Genomic DNA, 22,136 nt, shown 5'->3' on the forward strand with positions numbered 1-22,136 from the left:
GCCCTGTGACTATGCTTTTCGGCCTTCGACACTCTACGTTAGGTGCTGCAAATTGTTGCGGATATAGCTGAGTGCAAAGCTGATTTTCTCCTGCACTTTTTTAGCTTCTTCAGGCTTCAGCTTCTTGGTCTTCTCATCCATGTAAAGTTCGCGATTCATTTCGACCTGCAAAGTATGCATTTCTCGCGTTGGATTGCCGTATTGCTCTGTGACGCGACCGCCAAAATACGGCCAGTTGTATCCAACTTTGAATCCTGCGGTCACATAGGCTGCGATCACCAGATCCTTGAATCTTGGATCACAGCTTTTCCCTTTGCTGTCGCTCACGACGATATCAGCGCGACGCTCTCCTGGATCACGGTGCTCACTGGTGCCGACTGAAGGCATGCTGTGCGCATCAATGTGATAAGTTTTAGTGTAACCTTTTGCGTGAAGTTTCGCGTAAAGGTCGCGGATATTACTATGGAAAGGCTCATACACCAAATTCACCAGCTCATCGTGTGATTGCTGACTCATTGGCTCTTTCATCAACTGATGTTTGTAGGTTGTGATGACCCAGTGAAAACCACGGTTGTGCATTCCTGCAGGATTTCCGTTACCGATCACAGAGCTCGCATCCACGTCCTCGGGAACACGATTCATATCAGCCGCATAACGATGCCACTCGGTTTTAACATAGGGAATCTGCAGTTTGTGCAGAGTGGGCTCATACAAAAAGTCAACGTAACGATCCACATCGCACATAACGATTTCTTCTGGCAGCGTATTCAACCAGGGAGTCTGTGGAGGGATTTTCTCTCCAGAATGCGGAATTGTTACCATCAACGGTGCTGTGATTTCCATAGGAACCTCTCTTGACCCCTTAACAGTAAAACGCGACACTTAAATTGAAAAGGGCAAAAGTTATGACGACACCTCCCAAAGCTAAGATCTATACACGTACTGGCGACAAGGGCACGACCCGTTTGGTGGATGGCTCCTGCGTCGAAAAGTTCAATCCCCGCGTCGAGGCTTATGGCACCGTGGATGAGTTGAACAGTTATTTGGGCGTCTGTCGGTCCTCATTGCGCGATTATCCGATCCTGCTTTCTTTGGATGACATCCTTGAAAAGATTCAAAATGAACTTTTCAATATCGGAAGCCTGCTTGCCACCGAAAAAGACGAAGTCTTCAAAATGTTGCCACCCATCACCGCAGAACAAATTCGCGTGGTGGAGCTAAAAATTGATGAATTGACAGCGGACCTGCCGGAATTGCGCAATTTTATTTTGCCTGCCGGCCACATCGTCGCCTCCCACTTGCATGTGGCGCGCACCTGCTGCCGCCGTAGTGAACGTCGCTCTGCTGAAATTGCAGTGCGCGATGAACGCTACGCCATGGCTTTGCAATACCTGAATCGCCTGAGTGATTTTTTATTTGTCGCTGCTCGCTGGGCCAACATGAAAATGGGACAGACCGAAGTCCTTTGGAAACAAACTTAAAGGTCCATGAATGAAACTTGAGATTGCATCACCTGAAGACTCCGCGGCCCTGGTTGAATTTTACAAAAGCTTCCCCTTGGACGGTCCTTTGCAGATCAAAATCGATCGCAATAAGGATTTTTTCGAGCCCTATGAAATCCATGGCGAAAAAGCCCTGACATACATCCTTAAAGACGAGGAAAAACTGGAAGGCATGGCAAGTTTTGTCGTGCGCGACGTTTTACTGAACAACAAAGTCCAAACCGTGGCCTTCGGTCGCGATCTGCGTATTGCCCAAAATCGTAAAGCCATTTTGGAATGGGGTCAGCACTTTTTGCCGGTCATGAATGAAGTCTCCTCTGTGCTTGATGCAAAATATTTCTTCACGGTGATGAGTTTGAACGAAGCCAAATCAATGAACGCCTTCGTTCGCCAACGCAACACCAAGCGCTCCCTGCCCCGCTATTATCTGTTCCGTCGACTGAATATGATTTCCCTGCACGGTCGCTTTCCGTGGGCGAAAAACCCACTTCCGCATCTGCGCATGCGCCATGGGAACGCTTCGAATGTCGATGCTTTGATTTACTATATTTCGCAAAAGTCCCGCTCTAAAGATTTGGCCACTGTTTGGGATGCACAAAGCTTCCACGATAAATTGGATCGCTGGCAGGGTTTGAAACTGGAAGACTTTATTATTGCGATTGATAAAAACGACAACATCGTCGGTTGCTGTGCGCCTTGGTCTGCAGAGGGCATGCAGGACTTCATCCCGATGACTTACAATTTGAAGGCCCATAATTTTAGGCAGTTCTTAAAGTTTGGCAAGATGCTGGGTTGGACCCGCACGATGACCAAGCCTTTTTCGCGACTGAAAATTGAAGCGAGTTTGAATTTTAAATATTTAAATTTCCTGCACGCAGATAACGGCGATATTTTTGAAGCCTTGCTATGGAAGGCCTTTGACGATGCCCGCGAAAATGAATTCCTGGTTTATAATCAAATGCGCTCGGAGTTTATCTATCGCAGGCCTATGGATTGGGTGTCGGCGAAGCTGCCGTTTGGGGTTTATCTGATGTTGCCGCCAGATCAGGAACCACCGTCGTTTCTGCATCCTTCCAACGAGCGCCCAATTGAAATGGAGCCGTTCTTTACTTTCTAAAGGTACGGCCTTACTTTTTGGATTTTAACGCGACTCTTCTTGGTAGCGCGGTAACTAAATCACACCCGACACATTACAGCGTCTTGATCATTATTATTTCATCGCAGAACGTACCATCGGGCTGCCTGTACGCCCGCGGCCTGCGCCCGCACTCTTGAAAACCGACTTTTTTATATAGCTGATAGGCTGAGTGATTTTCACTAAAAAGACTCAACTCCATTTGCGTGAGTCCTTCAATTTTTCGAACTTCTGATAGCAACTTTTGAAAAATCAAATACCCCAAACCCTCACCACGCATATCGGAATGAAGAGAAATACCCAAAGAACCCCGGTGTTTGGTTTTCGCACTTTTGCCGCCATTAAAATTTAGTATCCCGATAGTCTTGTTTTCATATTCTGCAATAATGACCAGACCTCGAAGGTCATCGTTGTGCTTTTGTATCCAGGCTTGCTCTTCTTCGACAGTTTTCTTTTTAAAGTCCTCGACTGAGCCAATAATATGCGGAGACGTTGCGGCGATTTCGACCATCGCTTGAATCATTCCCAGAGCGTCCTCTGAATTGGGGGACCTTAGCAGAACTTGTTTTTGTTTTTTTGTACTGACGACTTCTGAGGAAATTCGCATGGTGACTCCTTTGGATATCGTCACACTGGATAAGGAGCTCTGTCAAACTTCAGGTGTTGGCCTTCCCGCGCACTGACTCAATATTTCGGTATAGCGCGAACGCGCACTACACCGTCACATACATCGAAATTTCTTCAGCAAAAGTTCCGTCTTCAAGACGGAACGCATTTGGTTTTCTGCCGCACTCCATGAAGCCGACCTTTTTGTACAGATTGTAAGCCGGAGTATTCGGATGCATAACACTCAATTCAATTTGCGTGATTCCCTCTGCTCGCGGAACTTCTGCGAAAAGCTTTCTCAGCAACAACTCCCCGATACCGTCACCGCGCAGAGATGGCGCAATAGACATTCCCAAGTGACCGCGATGCAGATTCTTAAAGCGAATCCCCGTACTGAAATCCAGATTGCCAACGATTTTACCATCACATTCGGCCAATATGATCATATCCCGATTGGATTCTTGGTAGCGCTTGATCCAATTCTGCTCGGAGTCCTCGGACTTGGATCTGAAATCATCCGCAGTACTCAATATATACGGAGCCGTTTCCGCGACCTCGACCATGAATACCCGTAGCGCCTTGGCGTCCTCGATGGTTGGCGCGCGCAACGTGATAGTTTTACCTGTCTTACTTTTGGTGATTTCAGTTTTGATGTCCACTTTGACTCCTCAAAGTATTATCTTACCTTGATTCAAATTCCGTCAAACTTTGCATCCGAAGATAATTTTTATGGGAGACATAAGAAGCTAAGGGTCGTAGCTAAAGGTACGGCCTTACTTTCACATTCTCGTTTTAAATAACGCAGCTCTTCTTGGTCGCGCGGTTTAGAACTAATTGCCCGAGGTGAAGGTCTTATCCAGAACCACGCCCTCTTTAAAATTTATGGCGCAGTGGTTTTTTGCAAAACTGACTGTGGCTACACCCTCGGTGAAGCCCGCTGATTTCGCTGGCGAAAAAGTTCCTTTATTTGCTGCATTCACAACCTGACCTGTGGAATCCGTGAAGACCAGTTGTTCAAAAGCGGATGCGCCGATGAGTTCCATGACTTCAGAAATATTTTTCCCTGGCGTGATGGATTCACAAAAATTCTGAGCCTGTTCAAGGACCGCCTCGGATTTATTTTTATTATAATAAATACCTGCGATAACCACACAGACCACACCAAGAACCACTGCGATTTTTTTGAAAGCATTATTTGAATTCATACGTTGATTGTTTTATTTCAGTTTAATTGAGTCAAGCAGCAAAAAGGTCGCTTCAGAAGTCTATTTGTCGTTTAAGTTGTCATTTAAAACTTTTGTGTCGGCCAATTACTCCGTTACGCCGATTTCTTTTTTCTTTTCTTGATTTCCTACTTCCTACTTCTTACTTCTTATTTCTTATTTCTTATTTCTTACTTCTTATTTTCTATTTCTCCTCTCCCGCTTTTCCGCGCTACCAAGAAGCATCGCTTCAATTACTAAGATATTAGACTATTCTTCTTGCCATGGTTTTCGTGTGTTTAAAATGCCCACTCATGCATTGTTTCTTTTGATTCGCGAGCGACCTCCTAGGGAATTTTATGTGTCGCCACAGCTAATCCTCGATGATTTCACTGCACATTAGCGTCTCCTTCAGAGTGCATTTGGGTTTACAAATATCGGTAAAATTCGCCTTTTAAAACCCGTGATACAACTCTTTCAACAAAGGAGTTGATATGAATTTATCTGCACTATCAAACGAAGAACTAACCGGACGACTTGAGAAGCTGGCGCACTCAGAACGCAAGATTACTCATTTGGTTTTGAATCATATTAACGAAATGGAATCGCGCCGTCTTTATGCCGAGCTGGGATTTGATTCCATGTTTCGCTATCTAACCAGACATCTAAAATACAGCGAAGATGCGGCCTATCGCAGATTAAGTGCCGCACGAATTTTGAAACAAGCACCCCAAGTGGCGGAAAAACTAGAAAACGGCACTTTAACGTTAACGCAACTGACGCAGGTTCAAAATGCTTTGAAGTTGGAAGCAAAAATCAATCCCAATACGACTTCAGTGAGTCTACTACCTACGGTACTTGAAAAAATCGAAAGTAAAACTTCTTTCGAGACTAAATCCACCCTGGCCAAGGACTTTAATCTACCAATTCAAATCGCCGACTCAATCACACCCCAAAAGGACGATTCGGTTCGTTTTGAAATCACTTTAACTCAGGAACAAATGAAAACGCTGGAATCTGCGCGGGATCTTATGTCGCATCTAGTTCCAGACGGAAACTGGGCCGATTTACTAACTGTTCTTGCTGAAAAGCAGATTCACATAATTTTGGGTAAGGAACTTAGTAACCACGATGCCAAAAAAGAATTCACCAAGAAAACCAATGCCACTGTTGGTTTTAGTGTCGATGTCGGCGCCGGCGGCCCACTTTCTGTTGCCACTACTGACTTGAGCAAATCATCCTGCGTGAAGCAAAACTCAACGCAAAGCTTCTTGGTAGCGCGGAAGCGTTCGCAAATTAAAATCACAGACAAACGCAACCTACTCACAACTGCTGACTACTGCTGTGAGTATCGAAGCGCTAAAGGAATCAAGTGCAACTCAAAGTATCAGTTGCAAATTGACCACATTCAGCCAATTGCTTTAGGCGGAAATAACGAACCACAAAACCTAAGAGTCCTATGCCGGGCGCACAACTTGACTGAGGCAAGAAGATTAGGGTTGATTGCTGACTGATTGCCAGGAGACTTTCTAGAAGTAATAACTCAGATTAACACCATAAGAAGTAGAGGTCGTCTTCGCCGGATACTTTTCACCATTCATGAAGATCGTGCTTTCTTCTTCTGTTTCAGCGGTGGATTGGGTGAAAAAGGCCGAATATGTAATTCCCTTGTCGGAACCCCAGCCGAAGTTGAATGAAGTTTCCAAACGCTCATCACTGGCGGATAACTCACTGTAAAGTAAATTGGAAGGAATTAGATCTTCAAGATCGGCAAAATTACCCATAATCTGTCGAACACGAGCACCCAGGGACAATTTACCCAGACGCATTTCTCCGGCGACACTTAAACGTACTGATTCAGGTGGAGCCTTGATAAGTTCCAATGGATTCTCTTTCATCTCTAGATCCGATTGCGCCATTTTTTCGATACTGGCTTCGACTCTGAATTTTTTCGCCGTGAAACCTGAACCCACTCCATAACCGGTACTTTTAGTTTCTGCGGGCCAAACTTCCGTAGACCCCGGAGCTCCAGTTTGCGGATCGTAGTAGGTGTAACTGTAATCAGCCGTGGCAACCCTTTGCATAACATAGGCACCCACCGTAAAGCCGTTGATGTTATAAGCTGAACCCGCTTTTAAAAGGGTGTAGTCAATTTCTGCTTTAAAGTCATTGGCCGATACATCTGGCGGCGATCCCACACGAAAACGATTGAACGTATCGTACTTGGCTTTCGCAAACCCCAAGCCGATCAAACCAAAATCAACAATTCCCCCTCCGTACATGGACTTCGCGGAATTTGTGACATTGCGCAGTCCATAGGTTGTCGAATTGATGTGTTCCGTCTTCTCCCCGGTTTCATAGTCGAACATTCCCTCAAAAGTAACTTTACTCCCCTTGGTAGCACCAAAAAGAGTGTTCTTCTGTAGAGCAACATCTGTCTTCACACCACCCACGATTCCACCGGTAGTGATATCATGATTTTTATTAATATCCTTTTTACTGCCATCCAACGAAATCAAAGCCTGAGCTCGCAGATGAGCAACCCCGGGATTGATTGAACGCACACTGGGAAAAAAGGAACTGCTGGCGATTTGCGCCCATGCAGAAGTACAAGTTGTTGAAATAATGAACGATGCAATCAGCCCCTTCATCTACTAAATGAAGGCTTGCTGATTATCGATGAAACTGTCGCGAACCTGTGGCCAGAACCAGCCAAGATTTGGATCAGCCGCGATGACGTCTTTAATTTGAACTTCGACGTCCTTGCGAGTTGTAACCTCACGACGCAGCCAGAACTCCACTTCGTCATAGCCAGGGCCGATGACAGTGATTTCGACTTTGTCCATAAAGTGCAATAGATGTAAATCTTTGGTAGCAACGGCATTACCCGCCACTTTGGCGTTGATAAAATTGTGCACGACGTTCTTTAGTTCATCTAAAGAACGATGATTGATTCTTCTCAGAATCAAATCCGCACGCTGATCCCGATTGACCCAGCGTTGGTGTAAGCCTCTTTGCACAAGGTTGATCAAAAGAGTGCGTAACACACTCGGTATCTGACGAAATTCATCATCAGACAGTGACATTACCTGCATTAAGTCTACGTAGCGCGCCTGCTCCTGGCCGCGACGAAGGGAGGTAAGCACTTCAGGAATCCGCAAAACTGATTCGCGAATCCCCATTAGATCAATTCCTGCTCCATCCGTGAAGTAGAGAATTCTCATACTTCTATCATGGCCTATCTTCCGGGATTTTAAATGAAAATCAGAGCGTTAGGACCATGGTCCAGCATGTATTTTTTGATGCAGCCCGCCCCCAGATTTGGTACGATAGTCCGAGGCCCAAGGACTAGGTGCCGGAAATAACAAAGGATTTGCAACTGTGATTTCACGCAACCAGAAAAATCAGCGTCCACCATTTGAAAAATGGTATTCGTATATTTTATTTATCTTTATCGGTTACTGCGTGGCAGACTTGGCAATTCTTTCATATCGCGATCGCATGTTGCCACAAACAGCGCCACCGGCACACCCGAAAGCACCACCCGCATCCAGCTCTGTGAGCTCGGGCTTTTACAATAATATTACTTCCAGAAATATCTTCGCCTCCAATGGCCTGATCCCCGATCAACTCGTGGATAAAAACAAAGGCGTGGCAGAGCAAAAAGAAGCGGATCCGGTTCCGTCTCAATTGCCTTTAAATTTGATTGGTACACTTGTGCATTCCATTCCTGAAAAATCCATTGCGTCGATTGAGATCCGTGGAAAAAATCAGGTAATTTCTTATTCTGCAGGAAAAGAAATCGAAGGCATGGCGAACATCGTTCGCATCGAAAGACAAAAAGTGGTTTTCCGCAATCTGAATTCAAACCGCTTGGAATATATCGAGATGAAAAAAGAAGGCGGCAAACTTAATTTCGCCGCTGCCAAAGCGCCAACCACTGCTGGTGAAGTCAAAAAAGGCAATGACAATACTTTCACATTGTCCCGCGCGACTTTGTTGAAATATACCAATGATCTTTCCAGTATTTTGATGCAAGCCCGTGCAGTTCCGAATCGTGAACCAGGCACTGGCAACATCAACGGCTTCCGCGTTTTAGATATGCAACCTGGCAGTATTTATGAACAACTCGGCATCCAAAGAATGGATGTCATTAAGTCCGTCGACGGAAATCCTGTCGACAGCCCTGCCAAGGCGATGGAGTTGTACCAAACCCTGAAGAGCAACAATAAAGTTGTTCTTACGGTTGAGCGCAACGGCAAAAACGAAACGATGACATATAATATTCAATAAACTCCCTCAGGAGGAGAGAGCCTATGAAAAAATCAGTCAGCTTAGGAATTGCGTCATTGATGACAGCACAGCTGGTTACACCTGCGGCCCAAGCGCAGTTTGAATCATTTCCGCCACCGCCACCTCCACCGGATTTCGGCAATCAGGACAATAGCGGTTTCGCAGCTCCTGATTCCGGAGAATCCTCTGGCGTCATGCACGGCGGAACAGCGTCTGGTTCTGGTGATGAAGCCGGACAAGTGCTAACAAAAGCACAGAAGGAAAAATTCGCCAAAGCTCCGACTGAGGACATCACCAATAAAAACTTCTCGCAAACCATCGAGTCCTTTGACTATCCGAATGTGGAAATCACAGAGCTGGTTAAAGCCATGGGCGAGTTGACTGGTAAAAACTTTATCATCGATCCAGGCGTGCGCGGCAAAATCACGATCAGCGCACCTTCCAAGATCACAGTGGCAGAAGCTTACAACGCTTTCCTGTCCGCTTTGGCCATCAACAGTTTCACAGTGGTTCCTTCTGGCGGCTTCCTGAAAATCAAATCCTCCAGAAATGCCCAACGTGACAATATCGATGTTTACTCCGGTGCTTACTACCCTAACACCGACCAAATGATCACAAGAATCATCCACTTGAAGCACATCTCAGCGGCTCAAGTAAATCGTGATCTAAGAATCCTGCCATCCAAGGATGGCGAGATGAATATCTATGAACCAACGAACTCGATCATTATCTCGGACTACGGCGCAAATATCGACCGTGTGATGAGAATCATCAGCCAGTTGGACGTTCCGGGATTTGAAGAACAACTTGAAGTTATCCCTATTAAGTTCGCGAAAGCCAAAGACCTAGCGGACCTGGTGGATAAAATCGTCAACAAAGGCAATAAGAGCCAGGGTTCTGCACCGGGCACATTTACCGCAGGCGTTCCAAGATTCTCCAGATCTGCCGGCACTTCCGCTCAACAGGGCGCAAGCTTCTTTATGGCGATCCCGGATGACAGAACAAACTCCATCATCGTGGTGGGTAACAAATCCGGTATCGTGCGTATCAAAAAACTGATCAGCCAGCTGGATTTCAGAATCCGCGCTGAAGATTCCGGTGGCGTTTACGTTTATTACGTTAAAAATGGTGATGCCGAGAAAATCGCTCAAACACTTTCTGGCGTAACCAAAGAGGCCGCTCCGAAACCTGGCACTGGTGCCCCAAGTCTTCTGTCACCAATTGGTGGCCAGATGCAGGCTCCACAGGAGATTTTTGGCGGCGACGTGAAAATCACAGCTGACAAAGCAACAAACAGCTTGGTTATCACCGCTTCCAAACAAGACTACGAAGTGGTTTTGAATCTATTGAACAAAATCGACATCGCCCGCGATCAGGTATACGTCGAAGCGATCATCATGGAGATGAGTGCTTCTGATATCGACACTTGGGGTGTTGGTTACTACCAATACGGCGACAATGGTTATGGTAAAGTCGGTTTCAATGGCGGTATCGATTTGGCAACAATGCTAAGTCCTACAGGAGGCTCCGGTGCGATCCTGGGCTTCGGTTCCGGAAAAGTGATCGAAGTAACTCCGATCACAGGTGGCACACCGATCAAGATTCCATCTTTGGTGGGCTTCATCAACTTCCTGAAACAGACCAAAAAAGCCAATATCCTTTCCACTCCGACAATCATCGCTTTGGACAACAACGAAGCCGAGATCGAAGTGGGTGATAAAGTCGTGACTTCCATGCAGCAAAACGTGTCTGGCACGAGTGGCACTATCACGACGACGCCAACAATGGAAGATGCGACGATCAAACTTCACATCAAGCCATTCATCAGCCCGTCTTCAAACTCGATCCGTATGGAAATCAAACAACAGGTGACGCAGCTTTCTTCAGCCGCGATTCCAAAGGATTTCCAAAACAACACGCAGCCGCTGGCAAAACGTTCGATCAACACCATGATCAACGTGAAGAATGGCGACACGGCGATTCTGGGTGGTTTGATCAAGGAAGATGACATTGAATCCGTAGTGAAAGTCCCTCTTTTGGGCGACATTCCGATCTTGGGCTGGTTGTTCAAATCCCGTGATATTCGCAAGACAAAAACGAACATGGTATCATTCCTGACTCCGAAAATCGTTCGCAATTCAGATGATATGAACCACGTTGTTTCCAAACGCTTGGATGATCGCATAGAATATATCAAAGGCACTGGCGGAAAAGACCCATATGGGTCTACTATTGATCCAATCTACAGACGAGCAAAAGGCCAGCTTCCTCCAGAAGCAGCCCCAGCAGACCCTGAAGACGTAGAATAGTAATTAAGAAGGAATTTTAATGGCCACTGTGGATGTTCTGACAATTCTGTCCAAAGCTACTTCAATGACACAGGATCAAGTGCGTTCTGTGCTTGCCAACCCGTCGGTCGTAAGACCCGTGACCGTCGGGGAAGCTTTAAACCAGAAGGAATTCTCCACAGCGGATGAAGTCGTCAGTGATCTGTGCAAAGAGTTGGGATTGGATTTTATCCGCGACATCCCCGTTGCCGATATCAACGCCGACTTGATCCGGGATATCCCGATCAACTACGCAAAACAACATCAAGTCCTCCCCTACAAGGATGAAGCCGACCAAATGATTGCTCTTACCAGCAATCCGGTAAACCTTAAATCCCTGGATGATTTGAAAGTTCTGTTTGGCAAAAAAGTCCGCCCTCTGGTTACAACCACGATTCGTATTCAGGATGCGATCAACAAAGTTTACGAAAAATCCACTGCGAATCTTTCGGGCCTCGATGAAATCGACGAAGAGGATTACGATCTTGATGATCCGATCGTGGATCTTTTGGAAGCTGGCGAGGACGATGCGCCGGTGATCAAGATGGTGAACAGCCTTCTGTTCCGCGCGGTGAAAGAAAAAGCTTCGGATATTCATATTGAACCCTATGAAAAAGACATGGTCGTGCGCTTCCGTACGGACGGTGTTTTGATGGATGTCTTTAAACCACCTAAAAAACTACAGAACGCGATCACCTCCCGTATCAAAGTTATGGCGAACTTGAACATCGCGGAAAAACGTCTTCCTCAGGATGGTCGTATTCCGTTGAAAGTCGGCGGTAAAGATATCGATATTCGTCTCTCCACTGTTCCGACGGCTCACGGCGAGCGTCTGGTCATGCGTATTCAAGACAGATCCTCTGTGATCCTGGAACTTGAGCAGCTGGGTTTCTCAAGAGAAAACCTGGATCGCCTGGATGATCTTTTGGCTCGTAATGACGGTATCCTGCTGGTTACAGGTCCTACGGGTTCTGGTAAATCCACGACTCTTTATGGTTCATTAACGAAACTCAACAAGCCTGACGTGAATATCCTGACTGTTGAAGATCCGGTGGAGCAACGTATCCACGGGATTGGTCAGGTGCAAACCAACGCCAAGATCGGATTGACGTTCGCGGCGGGTTTAAGATCTTTCCTTCGTCAAGACCCCGACATCATCATGGTCGGTGAGATTCGTGACTTGGAAACTGCCGAACTTGCGATCCAAGCCTCCCTGACGGGTCACTTGGTTTTAAGTACTCTGCATACCAATGACTCTGCCGGTGCTTTCCCGCGTTTGATTGACTTTGGGGTTGAGCCTTTCTTGATCGCAACTTCAGTTATGGGCGTCGTGGCGCAGCGTCTGGTGCGTGTCCTTTGCCCACATTGTAAAGCTCCTTACGAGCCTACAGATTTCGAATTGTCACTGATTGGTGTCAGCCGGGAAGTTGCAAGCAAGAGCCACATCTGCAAAGCCATGGGTTGCTCGGAATGCGGGCAAAAAGGTTATTCCGGTCGTACGACGATCAGTGAATTGATGGTTGTGACTGATGATATTCGTTCATTGATCATGCAGCGTAAAGACGGTGCCACTTTGAAGAAACAAGCTTTGGCCAATGGAATGAAAACTTTCCGTGACCATGGTATTGCCAAAGTGCTGGCTGGTGTGACTACAATTGAACAGTTAACTACGAATACGCAACTGGATCTATAATATGCCAATTTTTGAGTACAAGGGCCTGACACGTGACGGAAGAAACACCAAAGGTGTGATCGACGCAGAAAATCTGCGTGCGGCCCGTACCAAACTCAAAAGAGATAATATTTATGTTGTTGATATTCGCGACAAGAAAAAATTAGACACGAAAAAGTCCAAAGGCGCTCCCCGCGCCACCAAAACCGTTCAAGTTAAGGATCTTTCCCTGATGACTCGTCAGTTGGCGACTCTGGTAAAGGCGAATATCCCCTTGGTGGATGCATTAACTGCGATTGCTGAGCAGGTTGAAAATCCGACTCTTTCAGAAGCCATTGCCGACTGTAAGAATATGGTGAACGAGGGTTCCCCTTTCCACAAAGCCCTGCAAAAGTACCCGAATATTTTCACCAAGATTTATATTTCGATGGTAGAAGCCGGGGAAATGTCAGGAAGTTTGGACGTGATCCTGATGCGTCTGGCGGAGTTTACTGAAGCCCAGGCCGATCTTCGTGCCAAAGTTTCCAGCGCCATGACCTACCCGATTATCATGCTGGTTGTGACGATGGGTTTGCTTTCGTTCCTATTTATCTTCCTGATTCCTAAAATGGTCACAGTGTTCGAGTCCGCGCCAAACCTGGTGCTTCCTTGGTACACTGTCGCTTTGATCAATGCCTCTCAATTCATGGTGAATTATTGGTACATTATCTTTGGTGCGATCTTTATTGCCATTGTGATGTTTAGAAATTGGAAATCCAGCCCAACGGGCCGCGCTCAATGGGATGCAATTTCTTTGAAACTTCCGATTGCAGGACCTGCGGTGCGCATGGTGGCGGTCTCCCGCTTCACTCGTACTTTGGCGACACTTTTAACAGGCGGCGTTCCGATGCTGACCGCTTTGGATATCGTTAAGAACGTCGTGGACAACAGCGTTCTTTCCGTCGCGATCGAAGAGGCCCGCAACAATATCGCGGAAGGTGAATCGATTGCCGGTCCTTTGAAAAAATCCAACCAGTTCCCGCCGATCGTAATCCACATGGTTAACATTGGCGAAAAAACGGGTGACTTGGAGAACATGCTGACTCAGGTATCAGATGCCTTCGACTTCCAGGTTAAAAACAAGTTGGAATCCCTGACGTCTTTGATGACACCAGTCGTTACTGTTTTGATGGGTTTTGCGATTGCGATGATCGTATTTGCGGTCATGGTTCCGATGTTTGAAATGACCAATATCGCTGGTTAGTTCGGTCTTAAAAGTTTAATTTGAGACATCCTACAGGAAGTTAAAAGTTTACTTTAACTTCCTGGTCAAAATACCATCCTCTAAGGACAAATTCTGTAAGACAACAAGACAAAAGAATGTGCCAAGTCAGAAGCATCTCTTTACCACGACCTTGCGCTCTGTTAGTATTTCATTCGGCAACAAGGAGTTTTAAATGTTAGCTATCAATAACCGCAAGGGTATGACTTTGATCGAGATCATGATCGTCCTTGCTATCATCGGCGGTATCTCTGCACTTTTGCTTCCACGTCTGACTGGTTCCATGGACAAAGCTAAAGTTAAAGAAACCAAAATCCATATGGGTCAGATTTCCAATGCTTTGCAAATGTACTACACAGATTGCAACAAGTACCCGCAAACGCTGGAAGGTTTGACGACTCAAGATCCAAACTGCAGCAACTGGGGTCCTGAGCCTTATATCAAAAACATCAAAGACCGTTGGGAACATGACTATGTTTACGAACTTAACGGCAGCGAAATTCATTTGAAATCTTTCGGTAAAGATGGACGCGAAGGTGGCTCTGGCTACGACGCTGACATCTCTTTGGACGATCTTTAGTCCATTATGAATCGTCGGGGCTTCACCCTCATTGAGGTGATGATTGTACTTGCCATCATTGGCGGTTTGGTTGTCATTGGGGCCCCACGACTCTTTAAAGCACAAACGAATATCCGGGCCACCACACGTCAATTCATGGCTCTGACCAAAGATATTCGCAACAAAGCCCGCATCTACAATTCCACTTACCGCCTGGTTATTAATATCGATGGCGACAAAGCCGGCCAGTACTGGGTTGAAAGAGCCAACGGCCCGACTCCGATTGATCCGGCAGCGGCAGAAAAAGAACGCGACAGAATGAAAAGCAGCTTCAAAGATGAAGATGCACCACCGCCGAAATATGCGATGGACACTACTGTTTTGAAAAAAGAAGCGCAACTACCGGGCGCTTTCAAATTCGTACAAGTCGAAACGGTTTCAAGTAAAGATCCCATCACATCCGGAACCGCTTACATTCACTTTTTCCCGGAAGGATTTGTAGAGGCCTCTGCCATTCAGATTTCCGGGGCAAATAATTCCATTTGGACTCTTGTTTTTAATCCTTTAACGGGTCAAGCTGATATCATAGAGAAAGCTCAATCGTTAAAGGGACTTCAGCGGTGAAAAATAAAGGCTTTACATTGATCGAGACCGTGCTCGCACTGGTCATCCTCTCCTCCGGGTTGCTGTTATTGGCAAATTCCTGGGGCGGAAGTTTCGCTTACGTTCGCAAAGCCCAATTCGCCACCGAAGTCACTGCCCTGCTTGAGCGAAAAATGGCCGAGATCGAAATTGAATACGCCGGCAAATCCCTTGATTCCATCCCTGAAGACAAAGAAGACGATTTTGGATCCGAGTTTCCGCAATACTCATGGAAAATGGAATCCAAAGAATTTGAAGTCCCCGACATTTCAGCAACCCTAACTGCGCGTGAGGGCGGTGCCGATGAAATGTCCCTGACGTTGATGAAGACGCTGACTCAGCATCTTTCCAAATCCATCAAAGAAGTAAAAGTCACAGTGATTTACAAAGGCAGCAAAAAGCCAATGAGCTTTTCTGCCACTCAGTACTTTGTCGACTATGATCGCGAAATCCCTCTACCAGGGGGCATGTAGTGGTCACTTCGCGCCGTGGTTTTACGCTGATTGAAGTTCTGATCACCATTGCCATCCTGGGCACGATGACGGTTTTGGTCGCGCAATCAATTCAACAAAGTGTGAAAATGAAAAACAAAGTCACCACCCAGGTGGATGATGTTTCCCATCTGCGCGATGCTGTTCGTTTGATTCAAAAAGATGTGAACCTGGCCTACCACTATCGCGATGTCGAAAAAGAACTCACAGATCTATTGGCTAAAAAAAGCCAGCCGACGCAAGCGCCGGCAACCCAGCCCGGTTTCCCAGGATTTGTTCAACCTGGAATGGCTCAGCCTTCTGCTTTTGAACAACAACAGCAAAATCGCGAAGTTCCCCGCAAAAATCCCGAAACCCAATTCGTGGGCACAGAAGAGACTTTGAACTTCGTCACCATGAACAACGCGCGCACCATTCGCAACTCCCCGCAGGCGGATTTTATTGAAGTCGGTTATGAACTGAAAGAATGCAAAAGCCTGAATGAAGCTGGTGGTTCTTCCAAGTGTATCTGGAGAAGATCCTCTCCTGTCGCAGATCTGGATGTCACCAAAGGCGGCCAGGAAACTGTTTTGCTGGAAAATGTCAGCGAGTTTAAATTCCGCTACATGGGTAAAGGCAAGCAGGACTGGGTGTCCTCGTGGCGTACAGATCAGGGCGGCGATGGCGCCACTAAAGGCAAATTCCCGCAGGCGGTGGAGCTTTCGATCACGGTGACCAAAAAAGAATCCGGCAAAGATCGCAAGTACTCGATGCAAGTGATCATCCCGATTCATTTCACCAACAATCCAGACGACACCAACACCGGACAAGCGACCCAACAGCAAGGTGGCCAGGGTCAACAACCAGGTCAACCAGGAGGGGCTAACTGATGAACATTTTTAAACCCCTTCGTAATAACCGAGGAATGGCGCTGATGATTGTCACCGCCTGCTTGATGTTCATCATGTACTTCGCAGTTGAACTGATTGCCGAAACGCGCATTGAATACGAAATCAATTCTTCCGGCATGAATCGTATTAAAGCTTACTATGCCGCCAAATCCGGCATGCAGCTTTCCTTGTTGCGCGTGAAAATTTATCAGACAGCACAAAATAAATTCGGGCAGCAATTGGGCAGCAACAGTCCGCTATTAAACATGATCTGGCAGTTTCCCTTTGCCTGGCCCATGCCGATTCCGGATGAGTTGACTGCAATTGACAAAGACAATTTCAAAAAGCTGGTTAAAGACTCCTCGATGGATGCAAGCTACATCACCACCATTGAGGATGAAGGATCCAAGATCGATATCAACGACCTGGTCTCCCCGTCTGAAACTTTGCGCAAGATCACCAAGCAACAGATTGTAAATGTCTTCCTGCAAAAAATGAAGGAAGACGAAAAGTGGGCCCGCGAAAATTCCAACACCAACTTTGAAAGCGTGGTCAATAACATCGCGGACTTTATGAGTGACAAATCCCAGTCGGCAAATGGCGGCGACAAACGCGCCACTTATTCGAGCATGAACTCTGAATTCCAGTCTGATTACTTTCCGCCGAATCGCAGTTTCCGCACGATTTCTGAACTGCATTTTGTGCCGGGATTAACCGACGAACTTTACGAGATTTTAGAACCACGAATCACCATCTATGGCATGAAGGGTATCAACCCCAACATTGCGACCAAAGACGTTCTTAAATCCCTGGATCCCGGCATGACTGATGAAGCCGTGACTGAAATCATCAAGCGCCGTGACGATCAAAATCAAGGTGGTCCGTTCAAGGACGCCGATGACTTCTGGAACTTTGTGACCACCAAGAATGTACGTCTTGAAGGAAAACCTGAAGACGTGCCATTGGTGTTTGATGCCGTATTCAACTTCCGCATTCGCAGCACCGGAGAGTTCGCACGCTCCACCAGCGAGATCACGGTCATCACGATGGATTTGAATAAAACTGTCGCAAAAATCAAAGACTACGTCGACAAAGACAAAAAGGCCCAAAACCCTGGTGCCGACACTGGGAATCCCGGTGGCTCCGGCTCTGGCGGCTCTGGTTCCGGCGGTTCAGCTGGTGGTGATGGCAAGACACAAGGCAAATCAGACCCGATTCCCAAAGGCCCTCCACGCATTGTATTTTGGGGTGAAAGATAGCCTTAGGTCGAGCCCTTGCGAAGAGGAAAGATTTTACTTAAGTCCAAAGGCAACATATACTTAGACCATTATCTCGTTCATGGAGGAACGGTCTTTGAAATCACTTGGTATCGACATCGGGTCAAGCAGCATTAAAGTTGTTGAAATGCAATCGACGACGAAGGGCTTTCAAGTCATTCAGTTCTTCGAGCATGTTCTAAGCACCAATCCTCAAAGTGATTCCGAACTGGAGATCATCGAGTACTTGCGTGATCTTTTAGGCAAGTACGATCACTCACAAACCCGCTTCATCATGGGACTTCGTCAGGATCGCGTGGCGATTCGTAACAAGTTCTTCCCATTCAGTGATCGCAATAAAATTTTCAAAAGTTTGGCCTTCGAGCTTGAGGAAGACCTTCCCTTCTCCAGCGACAACGCGGTCTTTGATGCGAAAATCATCCGTACGGTCGGCGGTGGTGCTGAAGTTCTGGCTTGTGCCGCTCCTAAAGTTCACGTTCAAAACCTGATCGACAGAGCCAAAGACATCGGCGTTGAGCCCTTTTTGATTTCTGCGGAAGGCACTGCTTTCGGCAATATCTTTGAACGCTGGAATGAGGCTCCTCCGACAACAATCAGCAATCCACAAAACTACGACATCTCCGAATACAAACCCCTTCGCCACGTGCGCTTGGTTTTGAATATCGGTCATACTCGCACTTTGGTTTGCGCGATCGAAGGCAACTCCCTGACGGGTGTGCGCTCCCTTCTTTGGGGCGGTAAGAACATCGCAGAAGCGATTGCGAAAAAATACGAAATTCCTTATCAGGAAGCTTTGCGTGAATTGCAGACAAAGGCGTTCATCCTGACCAATAAACAGGGCGCAACTTTCGATCAAGTGACGTTCTCTGAGACAATTGCCAAGTGCGTTCGCGAAATGACTCGTGATCTGCAACTTTCAATTTTGGAATTCAAAAGCGAATTCAATGCTGAGATTCTGAATATCGGATTGACCGGTGGCACTTCGCAAATCCAGAATCTGGGTCCTTTCCTGACTCAGGCGCTGGAGATCCCGGCAAATCGCCTTTCCGTCTTGGATACAATTCCCAATGTGACTTTCGAACGCTCCCAAGCCAACTCCGCAAAGTTGGGCGTGGCGGTCGGCCTTGCCATCGAAGGATTCAAAAAGCCCCGCAATCCTCCGATTAATTTCCTGCGTGGTGAGTTCGCCCGTCAAAACCATCAGTTCAAAGCTCTTTGGGAAAAATGGGGCCACACTGCCAAGATCGCAACAGCGGCTTTGGCGGTTTTATTCGTCTACTCTTACCTGCGTGAAGATTTCGCATTGAGCCTGGCTGAGCGTTCTCAGGAAGTATTAAAGACTCAAGCCAAGAACGTGGCGAACCTTAAAGGTCGCAATGCCACTGAGTCAGGAATCAAAAAGTATATTCTGGAAAACAAGAAACGTGCGACAGATCTAAAAACCCTGTCCAGCGTGGCCAACATGAATTCCGCCCTGGATATTATGAAGAAAGTGACCGACGCGACTCCTGCGAAAAACGCAGTGACTCTGGATGTTCGCACTTTCAACATCCGAGACACGCATGTGGTTTTGGAAGGCTACGTCAGCTCCCCGGCTGAATTAAACCTTTTGCAAAAATCACTTTCCAATATCACGGTGGATGGTCAGATTAAAAATCAGACATCGGGATTGGGATCGTTGCCAGGACGCCAGGCTTTCTCTTTCAGCTTTAACGTAGACCGCGGCATTCAGAAGGTGACTCGATGAATTTAGATGATTTAAAAGACAGATTTTCCTCTGAGTTTCGCTCAACCTGGGATCGCATCCAGGAAAGTGGCGCCTACAATCAAATGCGCGACCGCTACGAGAACATGACTCCCGGAATGCAAAAGCTGACCATCTATGGCGGCATTGCACTGGTGACGTTGATGGTTCTGTCTATTCCCTATGGATACTTCAGCGGCTCCAGCGAAGCCGTGGGTGAATTCGAAGGCAAGCGTATGACGATTCGCGAACTTCTAAAAGTTTCCCGCGAAGCTTCTGAAGTTCCAGCCATCCCTCAGGCTCCCCCGATGGACGCCATTCGCAGCACTGTTGAAAACATGATTCAATCCGCTCACCTTTTACCTGAACAGGTCAAAGGCACGCAGTCCACGGGCGGCTCCAACTTGATTCCGACAAATTTAAGTGAAGGCGGCTTGCAAATCACTCTGGCAAAATTGAATCTGCGCCAGATTGTTGATTTGGGCTACAAATTCGCCAACATCTCCCCGAGTGTAAAAATGGCCGACATGACGATGACCGCAAACCGCGAGGACAATCGTTACTTCGACGTGGTTTACAAACTTGTGGCCTTGGCAGTTCCCGCTCCTCCGGTAATTGCTGCCGAACCGGAACCTCCGGTAAAAAGAGGCAACCGTGGCAGAGCCCGCTCTGGATCGGATGAATAATGGAATACATCATTAAGTTTTTCAAATCGCTCAAAGAAAACAAAGGACGTCTCTTCGTCATGGTTCTTTCTGCGATCATCTTTCTTTTTGTTCTTTTCCCGTTTGATGACTTGAGTGATTTGATTTCGTCTCAAGTGGCCAAACTGAGCAATAACTCGGTTTATGTGACTTTTGACCGTTTGAAAATGAGCCTGGTCCCGCAACCTGGCGTTGAAATGGAACAAGTCTACATCGAGTCCATCAGCACACCGGCGTTGACCGCCAAAGAACTTACTATCACTCCGTCGATCCCCGGCCTGATTCAACAAAAGCCTTACGGTTCTGTTTCCGCAAAGGGCTTGCTCAAAGGTGACGTGCAAGTTTCCATGGGTAAAGGTTCTCGCAGTGACAACGGCGTTGAAAGACAGCGCATCGAAGTCAGCGCCAAGAAAGTGGCTTTGAACGACGTTCGTGAATTGGCGAATCTTCCGATTCTTTTAAAAGGTCAGTTGAATCTTGAAACCACGGCTTTGGCTGATTTAACGTTCCAGGAACAACCTGACGTTGAAGTGAACCTGACGATCAATCAATTCGAACTTCCGCCATCCAACGTGAATACTCCGATGGGGCCTTTGACCTTGCCAGAACTAAAACTAAGCGCTGTGGAGCTTAAAGGCCGCCTGGCAGCGGGTCGTTTCGTGATCGAGAGTGGAACCATCGGTAAACCTGGAGACGAGCTGCAAGGCACTGTTAAGGGCGATATCGGCATTATGATTGTGAACCGTGGCGGCCGTTTTGGTCAGCAAATCGGCGCTTACAATTTCGAGATCGATTTGCGCGCGAAAAAGAGTTTCCAGGACAAGGCCACTCTGTTCCTGACTTTCATTGATGGCTATAAAACGCCAACCTCTGAAGGGGCTCAGTATAAGTTCAAATTATCGGCCGCAAATCCTATGATGCCGCCTAGTTTTGGCGCCGTGCGCTAATCCGCATTTCAAACCGCTCCCCATCTCTATTTGATTATACCTGACACAGGGCTGTGCTTAAATGTTGCTCAGCTCCAAATCCAAATAAATTAAGGGAGTTGTCGACTGTTGACATAACTCCCAATCTGACAAAAAACCTTATGGTTATCTTATTTGGAGGGAACAATGTCTGGAGTAAATAAAGTTATTATCGTAGGTCGTCTTGGTGCTGATCCAGAAGTGAAAGCAATCGGAAGTGGGAGCACTGTAGCTCGCCTTAACATCGCAACTAGCGAATCATGGGTTAAAGATGGTCAACGTCAGGAAAAAACTGAGTGGCATCGTGTAACTGTATGGGGCAAATTGGCAGAAATCTGCGGCAAACATCTTGCTAAGGGTCGCCAAGTTTATGTTGAAGGTAAACTTCAAACTCGCTCTTGGGAAGACCAACAAGGTCAAAAACGTTACGCTACTGAGATCGTGGCGAACACAGTTCAATTCCTGGGCGCTGCTGGTGCAGAAGCTGGTTCACGTTCTAGCAACAATTCAGGTGGTGGCGACGATTTCAATTTCAACGATTTCGGTCCAGAACCAAGCTTCAACTCTAATGACGAAATTCCTTTCTAGGATTTTGTTTTAAACGTTGATTACGGTACGGGCTTTTCCCCTCTGGGTGGAAAGCCCTGCTCCGCTCACCCGGCCATCCTGGCCTTGCCCGACTTGAATACCGCATCCTGCGGGTCGGGAGGATTCGCTTCTCAGGGCTTTCCACCCAGAGGGGAAAATCCCGAACTTGTTTCTTCTTTAAAATAAATACTTCGAATGGAATTTCTCTTAGAATCTTGCTTGGGAGATTGTTGGGGAGTCGTACTTTGTTTTTTGTTGGACGAAGGGCTTGATTGGGTTTGGGGTTTTGTTTTTGTGGC

Annotated in this window: 22 protein-coding genes; 16 read left to right on the forward strand and 6 right to left on the reverse strand. The window is 46.9% G+C overall.

The features are described 5' to 3' along the window. Window positions 1–33 precede the first annotated feature (33 nt). Window positions 34–843, reverse strand: a complete 810-nt coding sequence (locus AAAA73_RS16065) for an N-formylglutamate amidohydrolase (protein WP_340599510.1) — start codon at window positions 841–843, stop codon at window positions 34–36. 62 nt (window positions 844–905) lie between these two features. Here AAAA73_RS16065 and AAAA73_RS16070 point away from each other — a divergent pair, with 62 nt between their 5' ends. After that, window positions 906–1,481: a cob(I)yrinic acid a,c-diamide adenosyltransferase gene (locus AAAA73_RS16070; protein ID WP_340599511.1), complete on the forward strand. Its 576-nt coding sequence runs from the start codon at window positions 906–908 to the stop codon at window positions 1,479–1,481. A 10-nt stretch (window positions 1,482–1,491) separates the two neighbouring features. After that, window positions 1,492–2,619: a hypothetical protein gene (locus AAAA73_RS16075; protein ID WP_340599512.1), complete on the forward strand. Its 1,128-nt coding sequence runs from the start codon at window positions 1,492–1,494 to the stop codon at window positions 2,617–2,619. 73 nt (window positions 2,620–2,692) lie between these two features. Here AAAA73_RS16075 and AAAA73_RS16080 read toward each other — a convergent pair whose 3' ends face one another. From AAAA73_RS16080 to AAAA73_RS16090, 3 genes are all read right to left on the reverse strand, one after another. Next, window positions 2,693–3,244, reverse strand: a complete 552-nt coding sequence (locus AAAA73_RS16080) for a GNAT family N-acetyltransferase (protein ID WP_340599513.1) — start codon at window positions 3,242–3,244, stop codon at window positions 2,693–2,695. 106 nt (window positions 3,245–3,350) lie between these two features. Beyond that, window positions 3,351–3,902, reverse strand: coding sequence for a GNAT family N-acetyltransferase (locus tag AAAA73_RS16085; RefSeq protein WP_340599514.1), 552 nt, complete (start codon window positions 3,900–3,902; stop codon window positions 3,351–3,353). A gap of 171 nt (window positions 3,903–4,073) precedes the next feature. Next, window positions 4,074–4,448, reverse strand: a complete 375-nt coding sequence (locus AAAA73_RS16090; RefSeq protein ID WP_340599515.1) for a hypothetical protein — start codon at window positions 4,446–4,448, stop codon at window positions 4,074–4,076. Between the two features lie 491 nt (window positions 4,449–4,939). On the opposite strand from AAAA73_RS16090, the gene AAAA73_RS16095 reads away from it, so the two are divergent. Further along, window positions 4,940–5,959: an HNH endonuclease gene (locus AAAA73_RS16095; RefSeq protein ID WP_340599516.1), complete on the forward strand. Its 1,020-nt coding sequence runs from the start codon at window positions 4,940–4,942 to the stop codon at window positions 5,957–5,959. A 15-nt stretch (window positions 5,960–5,974) separates the two neighbouring features. On the opposite strand, the gene AAAA73_RS16100 is transcribed toward AAAA73_RS16095, so the two are convergent. Beyond that, window positions 5,975–7,096, reverse strand: coding sequence for a hypothetical protein (locus AAAA73_RS16100; RefSeq protein ID WP_340599517.1), 1,122 nt, complete (start codon window positions 7,094–7,096; stop codon window positions 5,975–5,977). A gap of 3 nt (window positions 7,097–7,099) precedes the next feature. Further along, the gene (locus tag AAAA73_RS16105; protein ID WP_340599518.1) at window positions 7,100–7,669 is read right to left on the reverse strand and encodes a hypothetical protein; all 570 of its coding nucleotides are present in this window, start codon (window positions 7,667–7,669) and stop codon (window positions 7,100–7,102) included. A gap of 157 nt (window positions 7,670–7,826) precedes the next feature. Between AAAA73_RS16105 and gspC the strand changes: the two genes are divergently transcribed. From gspC to AAAA73_RS16170, 13 genes are all read left to right on the forward strand, one after another. Then, entirely contained in the window at window positions 7,827–8,738 is a 912-nt protein-coding gene (gene gspC, locus AAAA73_RS16110) for a type II secretion system protein GspC (protein ID WP_340599519.1), read from the forward strand. Between the two features lie 23 nt (window positions 8,739–8,761). Beyond that, the gene (gene gspD, locus AAAA73_RS16115; RefSeq protein WP_340599520.1) at window positions 8,762–11,047 is read left to right on the forward strand and encodes a type II secretion system secretin GspD; all 2,286 of its coding nucleotides are present in this window, start codon (window positions 8,762–8,764) and stop codon (window positions 11,045–11,047) included. 19 nt (window positions 11,048–11,066) lie between these two features. Further along, complete coding sequence (gspE, locus tag AAAA73_RS16120) at window positions 11,067–12,758, forward strand: type II secretion system ATPase GspE (protein ID WP_340599521.1); 1,692 nt, start codon at window positions 11,067–11,069, stop codon at window positions 12,756–12,758. A 1-nt stretch (window position 12,759) separates the two neighbouring features. Then, a complete protein-coding gene (gene gspF / locus AAAA73_RS16125) occupies window positions 12,760–13,980 on the forward strand; it encodes a type II secretion system inner membrane protein GspF (RefSeq protein ID WP_340599522.1) in 1,221 nt (406 codons plus the stop codon). A 193-nt stretch (window positions 13,981–14,173) separates the two neighbouring features. Next, the gene (gspG, locus tag AAAA73_RS16130; protein WP_340599523.1) at window positions 14,174–14,578 is read left to right on the forward strand and encodes a type II secretion system major pseudopilin GspG; all 405 of its coding nucleotides are present in this window, start codon (window positions 14,174–14,176) and stop codon (window positions 14,576–14,578) included. 6 nt (window positions 14,579–14,584) lie between these two features. Next, window positions 14,585–15,181, forward strand: a complete 597-nt coding sequence (locus tag AAAA73_RS16135; RefSeq protein WP_340599524.1) for a pilus assembly FimT family protein — start codon at window positions 14,585–14,587, stop codon at window positions 15,179–15,181. Further along, a complete protein-coding gene (locus tag AAAA73_RS16140) occupies window positions 15,178–15,672 on the forward strand; it encodes a type IV pilus modification PilV family protein (RefSeq protein WP_340599525.1) in 495 nt (164 codons plus the stop codon). Before AAAA73_RS16135 ends, AAAA73_RS16140 begins: the two co-directional genes overlap by 4 nt. Continuing rightward, entirely contained in the window at window positions 15,672–16,559 is an 888-nt protein-coding gene (locus AAAA73_RS16145) for a type II secretion system protein GspJ (protein ID WP_340599526.1), read from the forward strand. Before AAAA73_RS16140 ends, AAAA73_RS16145 begins: the two co-directional genes overlap by 1 nt. After that, window positions 16,559–17,818 (forward strand): type II secretion system minor pseudopilin, encoded by a 1,260-nt coding sequence (locus AAAA73_RS16150; RefSeq protein ID WP_340599527.1) that lies wholly within the window; start codon window positions 16,559–16,561, stop codon window positions 17,816–17,818. Before AAAA73_RS16145 ends, AAAA73_RS16150 begins: the two co-directional genes overlap by 1 nt. Window positions 17,819–17,912: 94 nt before the next feature. Then, window positions 17,913–19,583, forward strand: coding sequence for a pilus assembly protein PilM (pilM, locus tag AAAA73_RS16155; protein ID WP_340599528.1), 1,671 nt, complete (start codon window positions 17,913–17,915; stop codon window positions 19,581–19,583). Then, window positions 19,580–20,266 carry a hypothetical protein gene (locus AAAA73_RS16160; RefSeq protein ID WP_340599529.1) on the forward strand — a complete coding sequence of 229 codons (687 nt, stop codon included), beginning with the start codon at window positions 19,580–19,582 and terminating at the stop codon, window positions 20,264–20,266. Before pilM ends, AAAA73_RS16160 begins: the two co-directional genes overlap by 4 nt. Continuing rightward, entirely contained in the window at window positions 20,266–21,231 is a 966-nt protein-coding gene (gspN, locus tag AAAA73_RS16165; protein ID WP_340599530.1) for a type II secretion system protein GspN, read from the forward strand. The genes AAAA73_RS16160 and gspN overlap by 1 nt, the downstream gene beginning before the upstream one ends. A gap of 165 nt (window positions 21,232–21,396) precedes the next feature. Then, on the forward strand, window positions 21,397–21,837 hold the full coding sequence (locus AAAA73_RS16170; RefSeq protein ID WP_340599531.1) for a single-stranded DNA-binding protein: 441 nt from the start codon (window positions 21,397–21,399) through the stop codon (window positions 21,835–21,837). Window positions 21,838–22,136 lie beyond the last annotated feature (299 nt).

Source organism: Bdellovibrio sp. GT3, from assembly GCF_037996765.1.
In the GTDB taxonomy this organism is placed as follows: Bacteria; Bdellovibrionota; Bdellovibrionia; order Bdellovibrionales; family Bdellovibrionaceae; genus Bdellovibrio.

Bases quoted from the DNA above. Each gene is read 5' to 3' on its own strand.
- AAAA73_RS16070 (WP_340599511.1), top strand. From the start codon at position 906: ATGACGACACCTCCCAAAGCTAAGATCTATACACGTACTGGCGACAAG.
- AAAA73_RS16090 (WP_340599515.1), bottom strand. From the start codon at position 4,448: ATGAATTCAAATAATGCTTTCAAAAAAATCGCAGTGGTTCTTGGTGTG.
- gspN (WP_340599530.1), top strand. From the start codon at position 20,266: ATGGAATACATCATTAAGTTTTTCAAATCGCTCAAAGAAAACAAAGGA.
- gspG (WP_340599523.1), top strand. From the start codon at position 14,174: ATGTTAGCTATCAATAACCGCAAGGGTATGACTTTGATCGAGATCATG.
- AAAA73_RS16095 (WP_340599516.1), top strand. From the start codon at position 4,940: ATGAATTTATCTGCACTATCAAACGAAGAACTAACCGGACGACTTGAG.
- AAAA73_RS16170 (WP_340599531.1), top strand. From the start codon at position 21,397: ATGTCTGGAGTAAATAAAGTTATTATCGTAGGTCGTCTTGGTGCTGAT.
- AAAA73_RS16105 (WP_340599518.1), bottom strand. From the start codon at position 7,669: ATGAGAATTCTCTACTTCACGGATGGAGCAGGAATTGATCTAATGGGG.
- AAAA73_RS16065 (WP_340599510.1), bottom strand. From the start codon at position 843: ATGGAAATCACAGCACCGTTGATGGTAACAATTCCGCATTCTGGAGAG.
- gspD (WP_340599520.1), top strand. From the start codon at position 8,762: ATGAAAAAATCAGTCAGCTTAGGAATTGCGTCATTGATGACAGCACAG.
- gspE (WP_340599521.1), top strand. From the start codon at position 11,067: ATGGCCACTGTGGATGTTCTGACAATTCTGTCCAAAGCTACTTCAATG.
- AAAA73_RS16080 (WP_340599513.1), bottom strand. From the start codon at position 3,244: ATGCGAATTTCCTCAGAAGTCGTCAGTACAAAAAAACAAAAACAAGTT.
- gspF (WP_340599522.1), top strand. From the start codon at position 12,760: ATGCCAATTTTTGAGTACAAGGGCCTGACACGTGACGGAAGAAACACC.
- AAAA73_RS16150 (WP_340599527.1), top strand. From the start codon at position 16,559: ATGAACATTTTTAAACCCCTTCGTAATAACCGAGGAATGGCGCTGATG.
- AAAA73_RS16075 (WP_340599512.1), top strand. From the start codon at position 1,492: ATGAAACTTGAGATTGCATCACCTGAAGACTCCGCGGCCCTGGTTGAA.
- AAAA73_RS16135 (WP_340599524.1), top strand. From the start codon at position 14,585: ATGAATCGTCGGGGCTTCACCCTCATTGAGGTGATGATTGTACTTGCC.
- AAAA73_RS16100 (WP_340599517.1), bottom strand. From the start codon at position 7,096: ATGAAGGGGCTGATTGCATCGTTCATTATTTCAACAACTTGTACTTCT.
- AAAA73_RS16160 (WP_340599529.1), top strand. From the start codon at position 19,580: ATGAATTTAGATGATTTAAAAGACAGATTTTCCTCTGAGTTTCGCTCA.